The 15,753-nt window shown below is 63.7% G+C and carries 12 protein-coding genes; 7 read left to right on the top strand and 5 right to left on the bottom strand.

Annotated elements, in window-relative coordinates; all coding sequences use genetic code 11:
• Nucleotides 1–137 precede the first annotated feature (137 nt).
• The 4 genes from metF to OA2633_RS05520 are packed head-to-tail and all read left to right on the top strand — an operon-like array spanning nucleotide 138 to nucleotide 6,069.
• Nucleotides 138–1,037, top strand: a complete 900-nt coding sequence (metF, locus tag OA2633_RS05535) for a methylenetetrahydrofolate reductase [NAD(P)H] (RefSeq protein ID WP_040613106.1) — start codon at nucleotides 138–140, stop codon at nucleotides 1,035–1,037.
• Nucleotides 1,038–1,050: 13 nt separating this feature from the next.
• Complete coding sequence (locus OA2633_RS16350; protein ID WP_009801507.1) at nucleotides 1,051–2,112, top strand: homocysteine S-methyltransferase family protein; 1,062 nt, start codon at nucleotides 1,051–1,053, stop codon at nucleotides 2,110–2,112.
• A gap of 9 nt (nucleotides 2,113–2,121) precedes the next feature.
• Nucleotides 2,122–4,809, top strand: a complete 2,688-nt coding sequence (gene metH, locus OA2633_RS05525) for a methionine synthase (protein WP_009801506.1) — start codon at nucleotides 2,122–2,124, stop codon at nucleotides 4,807–4,809.
• A gap of 57 nt (nucleotides 4,810–4,866) precedes the next feature.
• Nucleotides 4,867–6,069 (top strand): hypothetical protein, encoded by a 1,203-nt coding sequence (locus OA2633_RS05520; protein ID WP_009801505.1) that lies wholly within the window; start codon nucleotides 4,867–4,869, stop codon nucleotides 6,067–6,069.
• A gap of 3 nt (nucleotides 6,070–6,072) precedes the next feature.
• On the opposite strand, the gene OA2633_RS05515 is transcribed toward OA2633_RS05520, so the two are convergent.
• Both OA2633_RS05515 and OA2633_RS05510 read right to left on the bottom strand, forming a co-directional pair.
• The gene (locus tag OA2633_RS05515) at nucleotides 6,073–7,044 is read right to left on the bottom strand and encodes a glutathione S-transferase family protein (protein WP_009801504.1); all 972 of its coding nucleotides are present in this window, start codon (nucleotides 7,042–7,044) and stop codon (nucleotides 6,073–6,075) included.
• Between the two features lie 42 nt (nucleotides 7,045–7,086).
• Complete coding sequence (locus tag OA2633_RS05510) at nucleotides 7,087–7,923, bottom strand: pirin family protein (protein ID WP_009801503.1); 837 nt, start codon at nucleotides 7,921–7,923, stop codon at nucleotides 7,087–7,089.
• A gap of 185 nt (nucleotides 7,924–8,108) precedes the next feature.
• Here OA2633_RS05510 and rimK point away from each other — a divergent pair, with 185 nt between their 5' ends.
• Nucleotides 8,109–9,530, top strand: a complete 1,422-nt coding sequence (gene rimK, locus OA2633_RS05505; RefSeq protein WP_009801502.1) for a 30S ribosomal protein S6--L-glutamate ligase — start codon at nucleotides 8,109–8,111, stop codon at nucleotides 9,528–9,530.
• Between the two features lie 42 nt (nucleotides 9,531–9,572).
• Here rimK and OA2633_RS05500 read toward each other — a convergent pair whose 3' ends face one another.
• The 3 genes from OA2633_RS05500 to OA2633_RS05490 form a co-directional block, all read right to left on the bottom strand.
• Nucleotides 9,573–10,109, bottom strand: coding sequence for a fasciclin domain-containing protein (locus OA2633_RS05500; protein ID WP_009801501.1), 537 nt, complete (start codon nucleotides 10,107–10,109; stop codon nucleotides 9,573–9,575).
• 177 nt (nucleotides 10,110–10,286) lie between these two features.
• Nucleotides 10,287–10,688, bottom strand: a complete 402-nt coding sequence (locus OA2633_RS05495; protein ID WP_162010969.1) for a BLUF domain-containing protein — start codon at nucleotides 10,686–10,688, stop codon at nucleotides 10,287–10,289.
• A gap of 144 nt (nucleotides 10,689–10,832) precedes the next feature.
• Nucleotides 10,833–14,429 carry a hydantoinase B/oxoprolinase family protein gene (locus OA2633_RS05490; protein WP_009801499.1) on the bottom strand — a complete coding sequence of 1,199 codons (3,597 nt, stop codon included), beginning with the start codon at nucleotides 14,427–14,429 and terminating at the stop codon, nucleotides 10,833–10,835.
• Nucleotides 14,430–14,639: 210 nt separating this feature from the next.
• Between OA2633_RS05490 and OA2633_RS05485 the strand changes: the two genes are divergently transcribed.
• Together OA2633_RS05485 and OA2633_RS05480 are read left to right on the top strand one after the other, a co-directional pair.
• Nucleotides 14,640–15,347, top strand: a complete 708-nt coding sequence (locus OA2633_RS05485) for a molecular chaperone DjiA (protein WP_040613104.1) — start codon at nucleotides 14,640–14,642, stop codon at nucleotides 15,345–15,347.
• Nucleotides 15,348–15,448: 101 nt separating this feature from the next.
• On the top strand, nucleotides 15,449–15,742 hold the full coding sequence (locus OA2633_RS05480) for a hypothetical protein (protein ID WP_009801497.1): 294 nt from the start codon (nucleotides 15,449–15,451) through the stop codon (nucleotides 15,740–15,742).
• The last annotated feature ends 11 nt before the right edge of the window (nucleotides 15,743–15,753 follow it).

Here is a 15,753-nt window from a genome sequence, read left to right as displayed (position 1 = left end):
GGGCGCGATATCAAGTCAGTGTGATCCATTAGGTACTGTTCCGGAGTGAATACAGCCTTGCTCGATCATCAATAATCGCATAAAGATATCTTTATGTGGATGTGTCGCGCGGTCGGCGCGGCGCCAGCCAGGGCAGGATGGTGATGACCGTTATGGGCCGCTCCTCTTCACAAGGGCCGAAAGTGTCCTTTGAATTCTTCCCGCCGAAAAGCGAGGAAGCCGAGGCGAAATTGTGGTCGTCCATTGAACGGCTGTACCCGCTCGCCCCCGACTTCGTCTCCGTGACCTATGGCGCGGGGGGCTCCACCCGCGACCGCACCCACCGCACCGTGCGCCGCATCGTGGCCGAAACCGACATGAAGCCGGCCGCGCACCTGACCTGCGTCTCCGCCACCTGCGAGGAGGTGGACGAGGTCATTCGCGATTACTGGGATGCGGGCGTGCGCCACATCGTGGCGCTGCGCGGCGATCCGCCCGAAGGGCTGGGCGAGCGGTATCAGGCGTATCCGGGCGGCTATGGCAATTCCGCGGATCTGACCAGGGGCATCAAGGCCATTGGCGATTTCGAAGTGTCTGTCGGCTGCTATCCCGAGAAACATCCCGACAGTGCGGACTGGGATGCGGATCTGGATATGCTGAAGGCCAAGATCGACGCGGGCGCGACCCGGGCGATCACCCAGTTCTTCTTCGATCCGGACGTGTATTTCCGCTATCTCGAACGCGTGCGCAAAGCCGGCATCGACATTCCGATCGTGCCGGGCGTGATGCTGCAGCCCAACTTCAAGGGGCTCAAGCGCATGGCGCAAATGTGCGGCGCGCACATACCCGACCGGATTCACGCCGTCTATGAGGGTCTGGACGAGGATCCCGATACGCGCGAACTGGTGACCGCTCACCTCGCCGCCGAAATGTGCGAAACGCTCAATCAGGGCGGGGCCGACGCGTTCCACTTCTACACCCTGAACCGGGCCGGACTGGCGCTGTCGACCTGTGCGTTGCTGGGCGTTAAGTCCCTTCAAGACGTTAAAGCCGCCTGACAGGACGAGCGACATGACCAAAGCTGAACGCCGCGCCGCGCTGGACGCGTTGGCGCTGGAGCGCATTCTTATCCTGGACGGCGCGATGGGCACCCAGATCCAGACCCTGAAGCTGGATGAGGCGGGCTATCGCGGCGAACGGTTCGCGGACTGGTCCTGCCCGATCCAGGGCAATAACGACATCCTGAACCTGTCGACCCCCGACGCCGTGCGCGCCATCCATAAAGAGTATTTCGACGCCGGCGCCGACCTGGTGGAGACCAATACCTTCTCCGCCACCCAGATCGCCCAGGCCGACTACAAGATGGAAGACCTCGCCGCCCAGATCGCCTCTGAGGGGGCGCGTCTGGCGCGAGAGGCCGCCGATGCCGCCGAGGCCGAGACCGGTTCGCCCAAGGCCGTGCTGGGGGCGATTGGCCCGACCAACAAGACGCTGTCGCTGTCGCCCAATGTGGAGGATCCCGGCTTTCGCGAAGTGACCTTCGATCAGGTGCGCGAGGCCTATGCCGAGCAGGTCGAGGCCATGGCCGAACATGTGGACTTCTTCCTGATCGAGACGATCTTTGACACGCTCAACGCCAAGGCGGCGATCAAGGCGATTCTCGATCTGCGCAATGAAGGCCGGATCGACGCCGACATTCCGATCATCCTGTCGGGCACGATTACCGACGCGTCGGGCCGGACCCTGTCGGGCCAGACCACCGAAGCCTTCTACAATTCCATCCGACACGCCCAGCCCTGGGCGGTGGGTCTGAACTGCGCTCTCGGCGGCAAGCAACTCCGACCCTATGTGGCCGAGCTGGCGCGGATCGCGGAATGCCATGTGCTGGCCTATCCCAATGCGGGCCTGCCCAATGCCTTTGGCGAGTATGACGAGACCCCGGACGAGACCGCCGCCTTCATCGCGGACTGGGCGCAATCGGGCCTGATCAATATCGCCGGCGGCTGTTGCGGCACCACGCCCGCCCATATCGCCGCCATTGCGCGGGACGCGCGCGCCGGCGCGCCGCGCAAACGCGATGACCGGCCCAGGGCCATGCGCCTGTCCGGTCTTGAACCCTTCGAGCTGGCCTGAGGAGCCCGTATGTCTGACGCCTCACCCTCTCGCGCGACGTTCGTCAATGTGGGCGAACGCACCAACGTCACTGGCTCTGCGAAATTCCGCAAGCTGATCAAGGCGGGCGATTATGCGACTGCGCTCGATGTGGCGCGTCAGCAGGTGGATGCGGGCGCCCAGATCATTGACGTGAACATGGATGAGGGCCTGCTGGATTCAAAGCAGGCCATGACCACCTTCCTCAATCTGATCGCCGCCGAGCCCGACATCGCCCGCGTGCCGATCATGATCGACAGCTCCAAATGGGAGGTGATCGAGGCGGGCCTGAAATGCGTGCAGGGCAAGGCCATCGTCAACTCCATCTCCATGAAGGAGGGCGAGGCCGAGTTCCTCAAGCACGCCCAGGCCTGCAAGGATTATGGCGCCGCCGTCGTGGTGATGGCGTTCGACGAAGAGGGGCAGGCGGACACGGCCAAGCGCAAGATCGAGATCTGCGAGCGCGCGTACAAGATCCTCGTCGACAAGATCGGCTTTGACCCCAACGACATCATCTTTGATCCCAATATCTTCGCGGTGGCGACGGGGATCGAGGAGCACAACAATTATGCGGTGGACTTCATCGAGGCCGCCCGCTGGATCCGCGAGAACCTGCCCGGCTGTCACGTCTCGGGCGGTCTGTCGAACATCTCCTTCTCCTTCCGCGGCAATGAGCCGGTGCGCCGGGCCATGCACTCGGTCTTCCTCTACCACGCCATCAAGGCGGGAATGGATATGGGGATCGTCAACGCCGGCCAGCTCGACATCTATGACGAGATTGACGCCGAGCTGCGCGAGCTTGTCGAGGATGTGATCCTCAACCGCCGCGAGGATGCGACCGAGCGCCTTCTCGAGGCCGCCGAGCGCTATCGGGATTCTGGCGAAGCCGCCGAGAAACAGGATGAAGCCTGGCGCGCCCTGCCCGTGGAGGAGCGGCTCAAGCACGCCCTCGTCAAGGGCATCGACGCCTGTGTGGAAGAGGACACAGAGGAGGCCCGTCAGGCCGCCGAACGTCCGCTGCACGTGATCGAAGGCCCGCTGATGGCGGGGATGAATGTGGTCGGCGACCTCTTCGGCGAAGGCAAGATGTTCCTGCCCCAGGTCGTCAAATCCGCGCGCGTGATGAAGAAGGCCGTCGCCTATCTCTTCCCCTTCATGGAGGAGGAGCGCCTCGCGAGCGGCGCCGAGGAAGAGGCCGCCGGCAAGATCATCATGGCGACCGTGAAGGGCGATGTGCACGATATCGGCAAGAATATCGTCGGCGTCGTGCTGCAGTGTAACGGCTATGACGTGGTCGATCTGGGCGTGATGGTGCCCGCCGAGACCATTCTCGAGACCGCGCGCGCCGAGAAGGCCGACATTATCGGCCTGTCCGGCCTGATCACGCCGTCGCTCGATGAAATGGTGCATGTGGCGTCCGAGATGCAGCGTCAGGGCTTTGACCTGCCCTTGATGATCGGCGGCGCCACCACTTCGCCCGCCCATACCGCGGTGAAGATCGAACCGGCCTATTCCAGGGCGCCCGTCATCCACACCACCGACGCCAGCCGGGCTGTGGGCGTGGTCTCGCGCCTTCTGTCCAGGGAAGAGCGGCAGCCGCTCTGGGACGAAGTTTCGACCCGCTACGAAAAGATCCGTGAAACCCGCGCCCGCACCCAGGGCAGTCGCGAACGCGTCAGCATCGAGGACGCCCGTCAGAACGCGTTCGACGCCGATGCGGGCGACTATCAACCCGTAGCGCCGCAAAAGACCGGCCTGACCACCATCGACGATGTCCGGCTGTCCGATCTCGTGGACTATATCGACTGGACGCCCTTCTTTTTCTCCTGGGAGCTCAAGGGCAGCTATCCCGCCATTCTCGACGATCCCAACCGGGGCGAGGCGGCGCGCAACCTGTTCAAGGATGCGCAGGCCATGCTCAAGACCATGGTTGAAGAGGACTGGCTCAAGCCGCGGGGCGTCGTCGGATTGTGGCCGGCGCGCCGCGACGGCGATGACGTGATTGTCTTCGCTGATGAGGAACGCAGCGAGGAGGCCGGGCGCTTCTTCGGTCTGCGCCAGCAATCAAGGAAAGAGGGCGACAAGCCCAATTTCTCGATCACCGATTTCATTTCGGCCAAGCAGGACGACTGGATCGGCGGTTTCGCGGTGACGGCGGGCGAGGGCGAGCAGGCGATCATTGACCGCTTCAAGGCGAACAATGACGACTATTCCGAGATCCTGTTCAAGTCGCTCTCGGACCGGTTCGCCGAAGCCTTCGCGGAATATCTCCACCAGCGCGTGCGCCGCTCGATCTGGGGCTATGCGTCCGACGAGACGCTGTCCAATGAGGAATTGATCAAGGAAGCCTACGCCGGCATCCGCCCGGCGCCGGGCTATCCCGCTCAGCCCGATCACACCGAGAAGGATCTGCTGTTCAAGCTTCTCGAAGCGACCGACCGTACGGGCATCAGCCTGACGGAAAGCTGGGCGATGAGCCCGGCCTCGTCCGTGTCGGGGCTCTACCTCGCCCATCCCGACAGCGTCTATTTCGCGGTGGGCCGGATCGCCAGGGATCAGGTCGAGGACTACGCCAAGCGCAAGGGCTGGACCCTGAAACGGGTGGAGAAGGAACTCGCTCCGATCCTCGGCTATGAGCCGGATGCAGAGGCGGTTGCGGCGGCGGAAGCGGCCGAATAGAAAGCGCTTGCGACAAATGTAGCATCATGGTTTGGTTCTCCCAAGGGGAGAAACTCGATGCACAAGACCATCTATGTCGCCTTTGCAGGCGCAATGCTTTTTCAGTCGGCATTCGCTCAGTCAGATGCCGGGCCGGACAACGGGCTGCCTGACAGGATCGTGTCCTACTTCGACATGACGCCGGAGGTGCTCGAGGGTTATGCGCCAGACGGCAATGAACTCGGCATGGCGACACAGCTCTTCAGTTTTGTCGGGCGCGAGGATCTGACCCAGCGCCTGCAGGACACCGCCTACATGCAGCCAACGTGTCCTGTGCTGCGTGAAGACGGCTTGCAGGCGGTCCTGGAGGCTGTTGGAGACGCCCGGGTCGTCATGATCAACGAGGCGCATGACGACCCCTATCATCGCTGGGTCATCGCCCGACTGGCCGAGGCGCTGGCGCCTGACTTCACGATCTTCGCTGCCGAGACCTTTTCAAACGAAGGGGATGTGGACGCGCTGGTTCCACAAGCGAGCATGGATATCGGCTGGTATTCAAGCGAGCCGATTTACGGGCGTCAGCTCAGGACGCTGGTCGATCTTGGATACCGCTTCGCGGCTTACGAGATCACGCGCGAGCAACGCCTTGTGGATCGGAGCGAAGGATACATGGCGAGCATTGCCGAGCGCGAGGAGGCGCAGGCGGTCAATTTCATCGCAAATGCGCTCGAAGCCTATCCGGACGCCCGCATCCTGGTGCATGTCGGGTATAGCCATCTCAATGAAGTCGGCGGCGAAGACGGCGAGGAGACGTCGCGCTGGTTCGCCGCGCGCCTGCGTGACAAGACGGGCATCGACCCCCTGACGATTACCCAGACCTCTTGCAGCGTCGAGTCAGGGGCTGGGATGGTCGCCCTGACCGAAAGCCCGCTGGTGGATGGCTCTGGCTTGCTCGTCTCCCAGAGGCAGCCGGGCTGGGTTGATCTGTTTCTCGGGCGTCCGCCCATGCGCTTTACCGATGGACGCCCCGACTGGCGCTACGCCATCGGCGATCGGCCTGTCGCCGTTCCTGCATCCCTGCTTCCGGAAGAGACGCGCATCATCATCGAGGCCCGGGCGCCCGGTGAGGACCTTGGGATGATCCCCGTCGAGCGTTTGATGCTCTATCCGGGAGAGAGGCTGCCGCTGATGCTGCCGGAAGGAGACTGGGTGCTGACGGCCTGGACGCCAGAGGGATCCTTCGGGGACCCCGTTGAGGTTACAGTGCCGCCAGCCCCATAGGATCTATTCAGCGTCGCCATCCGCCACATGCACGTCCGGTCCGAGCGGAACGACCGCGGTCGGATTGATCATGTCATGGCTTTCGTAATAGTGCCGCTTGGCGTGTTCGAGATTGAACACATCACCGACCCCGTGCTGCGTGTGCAGGCGCCGGGCATAGGCGTTGATGTGCGGGTATTCGATCAGGCGCTTGAGATTGGTTTTGAAATGGCCGTGATAGACCGGGTCGAAGCGCACCAGCGTGGTGTAGAGCCGCCAGTCGGCCTCGGTCACGTCATCGCCCATCAGATAGGCGCGGCCGTCTGACAAGCGGTCCTCAATCCAGTCGAGCGCTTCAAACAGCGTCGTCACCGCCTCTTCATAGGCGTCCTGCGTCGTGGCGAAGCCGGATTTGTAAACACCGTTATTGATCTCGTCGTAGACGCGCGCGTTCACCGCATCGATTTCCTCGCGCAACGCCTCGGGATAGTAATCGCCCGGCTTGGCGCCCACGCCGTCAAAGGCGGAGTTGAACATTCGGATGATGTCCGCGCTTTCGTTGGAGACGATGGTGTTCGTCTTCTTGTCCCACAGCACGGGCACCGTGACCCGGCCCGAATAGTCGGACTTTGCGGCGGTATAGACCTGGTGCATGAATTCGGCATCGTGCAACGGGTCCGCAATGACGCCGGGCCCGTCCTTGAAGGTCCAGCCGTTCTCGCGCATCAGCCAGTGCACGACCGAGAGATCGATCATCTCCTCCAGGCCCTTGAGGCGGCGGAAGATCAAGGTGCGGTGCGCCCAGGGGCAGGCCAGTGACACATAGAGATGGTAGCGGCCCGGCTCGGCCTTGAACCCGGCCTGGCCAGTCGGTCCGGCCGAACCGTCCGTTGTCACCCAGTTGCGGAAGATGGCTTCAGAGCGCTTGAAGCGCCCACCGTTGGACTTGGTGTCGTACCATTGATCATGCCAGACGCCGTCGACGAGCAATCCCATGAGTTTCTCCTTGTTTGCGCCCCTGCAGAGTGATGAGCCGACCTAGAACCGGCCCTGCTGGTAATCGAGCATCGCCTGGCGCACTTCGCCCTCGGTGGTCATCACGAACGGACCGCCCCAGACGATGGGTTCTCCAATGGGCTTGCCGGCCGCCAGCATCAGGCGCGCGCCCTTGGGGCCGGCCTTGATGCGGATCGTGTCGCCGCGTCCGAACACGCCGAGCTGGGCTTCGGTCAGCTTCAGGCCGCCCGCTTCCACATCGCCCGTGTGTACGGCGATGAAAGCCGTCTTGGCGTCAGAGATCGGTTCCTCGAAGGTCGCGCCAGGCTCCATGCGCAGTTCGGCGTAGAGCGGCTCGACGGTGACGTCGCGCACTGGACCCTCGATCCCGGCGGAGGTCCTGCCGGTGACGATCTTGGCGACCACGCCCTCACGCACGTCAGAGGGCACCCGGTTCTCGTCGAACTCCTGATAGCCGGGATCCTTCATCTTTTCCGCCTTGGGCAGGTTCACCCAGAGCTGAAAGCCGCTCATCAGCCCGTCTTCCTGCTCGGGCATTTCGGAATGCACGATGCCGCGTGCGGCGGTCATCCACTGCACGCCGCCCGGCTCGATCACGCCTTCATGGCCCTTGTTGTCCTTGTGGCGCATGCGGCCCTCGACCATGTAGGTCACGGTTTCAAACCCGCGGTGCGGGTGGGGCGGGAAGCCCGCCAGATAGTCGCCCGGATTGTCCGAGTGGAACTTGTCCAGCATCAGGAACGGGTCGAGCACCTGCAGATCGGGCGTGCCCAGAAGGCGCGTCAGCTTCACGCCCGCGCCATCAGAGGTGGGACGGCCTTGGGTAATTTTGACGATGGGGCGATAGTGAGCGCTCATCAAAGCCTCCGTTTTCCTTGTTCAGAAGGAAGATGGGGGCCAGACACCCTCAAGGCGAGGGCGCAATCAGACAGGCAGCTTTTCCGATTTGAGAATAATCAGTCCTTGCATCATGTCGCGATGGACGAAACCCTAGGAGCGCTGTAACGCATCGCCTTTGACTATTTACCGGAGGAAACGACGGCATGTCCCAAGAGCCGTTCGTCCTGGGTTGGGAAGAATGGGCCGCCTTTCCCGGGCTGGCGCTTCCCGCCATCAAGTCCAAGATCGACACCGGCGCGAAGACCAGCGCTTTGCATGCCGTGGCGATCGAGCCCTTCGGTCCTGCCAACAAGCCGCAGGTCCGCTTCGTCATGCACCCGATCCCGGATCAGCCGGATCTGGAGGTGGTTTGCGCCGCCCCGGCGGTGGATCGCCGGGAGGTGACGTCCTCGAATGGCGAAACCGAGCTGCGCTGGGTGATCGAGGCGAAAGTCACCATAGGTGAGCGCACCTGGCCCATCGAGGTCACGCTGACCAATCGTGAGAACATGGCGTACCGCATGCTGCTGGGGCGCTCGGCGATCCTTGATGACATGGTGGTCAGCCCGACCCAGTCCTGCGCCCAGAAAGCGCTGAGTTATGATCTTTATCAGCACCTGCCGCGCAGCAAGCCGGTGCACCGTCCCTTGCGCATCGCCATTCTGACGCGTGAGCCGAAGAATTATTCCTCCCAGCGTCTGAAAGAGGCCGCCGAGGCCCAGGGCCACGTGGCGGAAATGATCAACACGGCGCGTTGCACCATGGCGATCAACGCCCTGTCCCCGGCGATCTATTATGATGGTCGTCGCTTGCCGCGCTATGACGCCGTCATACCGCGCATTGGCGCGTCGATGACCAATTACGGCATGGCGGTTCTGCGCCAGTTCGCCATGACGGGCGCGTATATTCTCAACACGCCTGACGCCATTGGCGCCAGCCGGGACAAGCTCTACGCCCATCAGGTGCTGGCGCGCGCCGGGATCGGCATGCCGACGACGGCGTTCGCCCACTCTCCCAAGGACACCAAGAACCTCATCGAGCATGTGGGCGGCGCGCCGCTGGTGGTGAAATTGCTGGAGAGCACACAAGGCCGAGGCGTGGTGCTGGCGGAAACCGGCAAGGCGGCCGAATCCGTGATTGACGCCTTCCGCGGGCTGGATGCGAACTTCATCGTTCAGGACTTCGTCAAGGAAGCCTCGGGCGTGGACATTCGCTGCTTTGTCATTGGCGGCAAGGTGGTCGCCGCCATGAAGCGCGAAGCCCAGGCGGGCGAGTTCCGCTCCAACCTGCACCGCGGCGGCCAGGCCAGCCGTGTGCGCATTTCAAAGGAAGAGCGCTCCGCCGCTGTGAAGGCGGCGCGGGCGCTGGGGCTTTCTGTGGCGGGCGTGGACATGCTCCGCTCGGATGAAGGACCGAAAGTCCTCGAGGTGAATTCTTCGCCCGGTCTTGAGGGGATCGAGAAGTCGAGCGGCAAGGATGTGGCCGAGATGATCATTGATCATATCGAAGCCCATGTGCGCGCCCTGCGCCGTCCGCCGGCGCGCCGCCGCAAGACCAAGGCGACGGACGCCGGAGCGGCGGAATAAGAAAACGCCCGGGCGCTCAGGGAGCGCCCGGGCGATCCGGTATTACATGCCCGGCATGATCACGCTGTCGATGACGTGCACGACGCCGTTCGAGGCGTCCACATCGGCGGCGATGACATTCGCGCCGTCGACCATGACGGATCCGTCGTCGCCCACAACGACATTGACCGTGTCGCCCTGCAGGGTGGTCAGGTCATAGGAACCCGGCGCAACGTCCTCGGCGAAATACTCGCCCTGAACCACATGGTAGGTCAGGATCGCGGTCAGCTGATCGCGGTTTTCCGGCTGCAGAAGCGCGTTGAGCGTATCGTCGCCCACGGCGGCGAAGGCGTCATTGGTCGGCGCGAACACGGTGAAGGGGCCATCACCGGACAGGGCGTCGACCAGGCCGGCGGTCTGAAGCGCCGTCACCAGGGTGGAGAAGTTCTCATCGCCCGTGGCGATGCTGACGATGGAGGGCTGGCTGGCGTGATGGTCCTTGCTCATTTTCGGAGCAGAGGTTTCGGCGGGGGTCGCAAACGCCGGCGCGGCCAGGGCTGCGCTCAGAGCGGCGGCGGTCAGAACAGTCAGTTTACGCATGTCTGGTCTCCCATATGGGTGTGATCAGGCCTGCAGACGGTATGCCTGCCGGCGTTCCAATGCGACTGGAACACCCATGGTTACGCAGCGTCTGCGCAACCGGATCAATCTCAGTTCACTAATGACAGGAAATTTTTACGTTCGACCGGGGGTTGAGCGTCCCGGCGCAATCGGGCGTTAGTCCGCGCCGCGCTGCGCGGGCTGGAAGTACACGTCCAGACCGCCCCCCATATTGGCGAGCCAGAGGACGCCGGGATGCTGCTGAAGGCTGTCATCCTCCTGCAGGGTTTCAGCGGTGATCACCTTGAGCGGCCAGTCGGGAAAAAGCGCCGCTTCGCCATAGGCGATGTCCAGAATGGCGAATTCCTCATTGCGCCGATCATCCCATATGCATTCGAGAATTGAGCGGATGACCTTCGGAGAGCCTTCCATAGCATGCAGGCAGCGCCGGTCATTCATCAGGAAGGCAGAGGTCACGCCGACACGGGCGTTATGTTCTGCGCTGCTGGTCAGCAACGATTCAATTTCCGCTACGCCGAGATCGGCGCGCAACACGCTGCGATATGCGACTCGGAACACCCAAGTCTCCTGATGGATTCCTTCAAACTTGTTAGGAACTTATGGAAGTCAGCCGACGAAAAAAGGCGAATTCGCTACAGTGAACGCATTTATTGTAGTTCTAAGCAGTTTTACGCGTATTCATTGTGAGCTGTATTTGCCTGTCTAGGCGGAGCCTCCGCCACCCGGAGTAAGGATTTCAAGTGTTTCGCCTGGGTTCACTTCAATTCTGAAGAGCGCATCCAGAAGTTGCTGGCTGCCATCGGTTCGCCAGAGGCATTGTGCGCCTGTGGCGCCCGGGCCGCCGCCGCGAAGTCCGGCCGGATGCTCGCTCCTGCGCCCGGACAGCAGCGCCGCCTGCATTGGCTCCAGAAATGTGATTCGCCGGATTGAACCGTCTCCGCCCGGGAAACGGCCCTGGCCGCCAGAGCCCTGGCGGATCGCATGGGTCTGCACCCGGACCGGATAGCGCGCCTCAAGCACTTCGGGATCGGTGAGCCGTGAATTGGTCATGTGGGTGTGTACCGCGCTGGCGCCGGCAAAGCCCGAACCGTCAGCATAATAGCCTGCGCCGGCCCCGCCGCAGATCGTCTCGTAATACTGGCGAGTCTCGTCGCCGAAGGTGAAATTGTTCATCGTGCCTTGCGCGCAGGCCATGCGGCCCGTCGCCATGAACAGGGCGTCCACCACCAGCTGGCTGGTCTCCACATTGCCGGCCACCACTGCGGCGGGCGGCACGGGATTGAGCAGGCTGCCCTCGGGCACGATGAGCGTGATGGGTTTGAGGCATCCTTCATTGAGCGGGATGGCGTCATCCACGAGGCACCGCAGCACATAAAGCACCGCCGCTCGGGTCACGGCGCTGGGCGCGTTGAAATTGCTCGGGCGCTGTTCGGACGTGCCGGTGAAATCGATCACGGCGGTGCGGTCTTTCTGGTCGACGCTGATCTTCACCTTGATGACCGCGCCGTCCTCGAGCCGCATTTCCGCTTCACCATCCTTCAGAGCCTCGATCACACGACGTACGGCGCGTTCGGCATTGTCCTGCACATGCCCCATATAGGCGCGGACCACCGCCGTGCCCTCAAGCGTGTTGAGCTTGGTCAGCTCGGCCGCGCCCTTCGAGCAGGCGGCAAGCTGGGCCTTGAGGTCGGCAATGTTCTGATCGGGATTGCGGGCGGGGTGGGCGCCCGAGGCAAGGACCTTGCGCACGGCGTCTTCTTCGAAGCGGCCCCGGGTGAGGATCTTCACGCTGTCAAAGATCACGCCCTCCTCGTCGATGGTTTTCGAGAAGGGCGGCATGGAGCCCGGCGCAATGCCGCCGATATCGGCATGGTGCCCCCGCGAGGCCACATAGAACATCCGCTCGCCGCGCTCGTCGCACACAGGCTGGATCACGGTGACGTCCGGCAGGTGGGTGCCGCCATTATAGGGCGCGTTCACCGCCACCGCGTCGCCGGGGCCGAGATCGGGATGCGCATCCACCGCCGCGCGGACGCTGGCGGACATCGAGCCCAGATGAACGGGCATGTGGGGCGCGTTCGCGACCAGACCGCCCTCGGCGTCAAACACCGCGCAGGAGAAATCGAGCCGCTCCTTGATGTTCACCGAGTGCGCCGTGCGTTCGAGCACCACGCCCATCTGTTCGGCGATCGACATGAAGCGGCGGTTGAACAATTCAAGCCGGATCGGATCAAGGCTCGTATCGCCCGCTTGCAGGGGGGCGGCGGCTTCGTGGGTCAGCACCAGCATGCCGTCCGCAAGGCGATCCGCCCGCCAGCCCGGATCGAGCACGATGGTCTGGTTGGCGTCCATGATCAGGGCGGGGCCCTGAACGCGCGCCTCAGCGCCCAGATCGGCGAGGTCGTAGACCGGCACGGAGCGGGTTTCGCCCTTGATGTGCATGGAGGCCTCTGCACGGGCGTCCACATCGCCGCTCTGTGCTGGCAAATCGGCTTCCGCACGCGGCGCGCCGGCGGGCGCGCCCTCCGCATCCGCAGCAGCGGAATCCAGGATCAGCACGGCGTTCTCCGGCGTGAATCCGAAGAGTTGACTGTGGGCGGCGTCAAAGTCCTTGCGCATCTGCGCGTCGTCCGCCCAGGCGACGGGCAGGGCGGTGTCAGAGCCCTGGACCCTGATGCGCACTTCCCGGCTGACCTTGATGTCGCGAGCGTGCTGGGCCTTGAGTGAGGACAGCGCCTCGTCTTCCAGCTGGGCCAGAACCCGTTCCGCAGCGGCCAGGCCCTCATCGTCAAACACGATTTCCAACCCGGCCTGACGCGTGTCGCGCAGCGGAGCGAGGCCGATGCCATAGGCGGAGAGAAGCCCGGCCTTGGGATGGATCAGCGCAGTGCGCATGCCAAGCGCTTCAGCCACCTTGCAGGCATGCTGGCCGCCCGCGCCGCCGAAGGCGTTCAGCGCATAGCCGCGCGGGTCCACGCCCTGAGCCGTGGAGATCTGCTTGATGGCGTCGGCCATGGCTTCAATCGCGACCGACAGGAAGCCTTCCGCAGCGGCCTCGGGACTGTCGAGCCCCATCTTGTCCGCCAGCTTGCCAAGCGCTGTGCGGGCCGCGTCCACATCCAGCGGCCCGTCATGATTGGGGCCGAACACCTTGGGGAACCAGTCAGGCTGGATGCGGCCCAGAACCACATTGGCGTCGGTGACAGCCGCAGGTCCGCCGCGTCCATAGCAGGCCGGTCCCGGATCGGCGCCCGCACTGCGCGGCCCCACCCGCGCGCGTTCGCCATCAAAGTCGAGCACGGAGCCGCCGCCGGCCGCCACCGTATGCACGCTGAGCATGGGCGCGCGCAGCACCCGGCCATCAAGGCTGGCCATGTCGGTGCGCGAATAGCTGTCCCCGTCAAAGCGGGAGACATCCGTCGAGGTGCCGCCCATGTCAAAACCGATGACCTTGTCATGCCCGGCGGATTTGGCGGTCAGCGCCATCCCGACCACGCCGCCGGCAGGCCCGGACAACACCGCATTGCGCGCCTTGAAACGCCGGGCGCTCGAAAGACCGCCGCCCGATTGCATGAAATAGAGCGGCGCGCCTTCGAGGCCCCGATCCACCCGGCCCACATAGTCGCGCAGCACAGGCTCGAGATAGGCGTCGATCACGGCGGTTGAGGCGCGCGGCACGAGCTTGATCAATGGGCTCGCCTCGCTGGAACAGGTGATGTGTTCGAACCCGGCCTCGCGCGCCAGAGAGGCGGCGGCCTGTTCGTGAGCGTCATTGGCGTGCGCGTTCATGAAGGCGATGGCGACGCTTTCAAACCCGTCCGACCGGGCGGTCTTCAGCGCGGCCTTGACCGCTTCGGCGTCAAACGCCTCGACTTCCTGACCATCCGTGGCGATGCGGCCTTTGACCTCGACTGTCTGGGCCGGCAGGGGCGAGGGTCGCTTGATCTCCAGCGCGAAAATATCCGGGCGGGTCTGGTCGCCGATACTCAGAATGTCGCCGAATCCGGACGTCACCAGGAACAGCGTCTTGGCGCCATCGAGCTCCAGCAAGGCATTGGTGGCCACCGTCGTGCCCATCTTCACCGCAGCGAGCGCGCCCTGGGGCAGCGGAGCGCCGGTCTCAACGCCCAGAAGACGACGCACCCCCTCGGTCGCGGCGTCCTCATAGGCGTCGGAGTTGGACAGGAGTTTGAGGGCCTTGAGCTCGCCGTCCGGCGCTCGCCCGATGATGTCCGTGAACGTGCCGCCCCGATCAATCCAGATTTCCCATTCGGCTTGGGCGGCTTGAGATCGGGTCACGCGGAACTCCTTGGCGGCGACTGTGAAGGCCTGCCGCTATGAACAGCATACCTTGCCCGGACAGAGCAAGAACGCGCCCACATGTGCGACAGGAGTCGGATGCGGGAAATCATGGCGCAAAGCTCCCCTCTTGGGTATTATTTCGCGGATGCAGCGTCGTCCTTTCATCCCATGCCGCCTCGGCGGCGGCTCGCCACGGGAGGCGGGGGCATGAGTTTTTGGCGCAGACTGGCCGATTTCATCACCGGACATCATGATCCGTTCGAATGCCGGGGCAAGGACTGCCCGCCCGGACGGGCGGTGGATGATGCGGAATTCGCCATGGCCCTGATCGGGCTCGGCGCCAAGATGGCGAAGGCCGATGGCGTGGTGACGCGCAATGAAGAGCGCGCCTTCCTGCAGGTCTTCCGGGCGCCGCCCGGCTTTGAAGAATCCCTGCGTCGCGCCTTCGATCTCTCCAAGCAGACGACCCTGGGCTTTGACGGCTACGCCCGCAGACTGGGGCGGCGCTTCAAGGATCATCCGGCTGTGCTCGAAGACGTTCTGGATGGTCTGTTCCACATCGCCAAGGCCGATGGCCGCGTGACGAAGGACGAGGATGACTTCCTCGCGCAGGTCGCCAATCTGTTCGGATTTTCCGAGCGCGAGTATGACCGTATCCGCGTGGGGCATCTGGGGGCGCCCGAGGATGATCCCTATGTGATTCTCGGCATTGATCGGGATGCGGATGATCAGGCGGTGAAGAGAGCCTATCGCCGCGTGGCGTCTCAAAATCACCCTGACCGGTTGATCGCGCGCGGCGCGCCGGCGGAGATGCAACGCATTGCGGTGGAGAAGATGGCGGTGATCAACGCCGCCTACGCCGCCATCAATCGCCAGAGACAAACGGGCGGCGGACTGGCCGCACCTGCTGAATGACAAATCCTTCACTGTTCGGGATCGAACATTGACCTGAGGCGTTCACTTCCCAGATGATCACTGTAAGGCTGGGACTGATGACTCACCGTGGAGAGCTGATTATGACGCACCAACCGACCTTTGACGGGGGCAACCTCATGAACGCGTTGCGTGCGCTTCTCGCCGGTGTCGCGGCGATCGCCGTGATAGGTCTTGTCCTGGTGCTTGCAGCCTTTCTGACCATGGCGGCCTTTGTGGTCGCCGGCGTCGCCGCCGTTGGCGCGGCTGGCTACTGGGCCTGGCGGAAGCTGACCCGGGGCTCGCACAAGCGCTCTGCGGACGAGACGGTTCTGGTGGCCCGCCGCGGCCCCCACGGCTGGACGGTGGATGGTGAGGACCAGCCCCGCGGCGCCTAGGCGTCACACTC

The organism is Oceanicaulis sp. HTCC2633, from assembly GCF_000152745.1.
Taxonomy (GTDB): Bacteria; Pseudomonadota; Alphaproteobacteria; order Caulobacterales; family Maricaulaceae; genus Oceanicaulis.
Note: the sequence above shows the minus strand (reverse complement) of the source record. Positions and strands in the feature narration are given on the sequence as shown.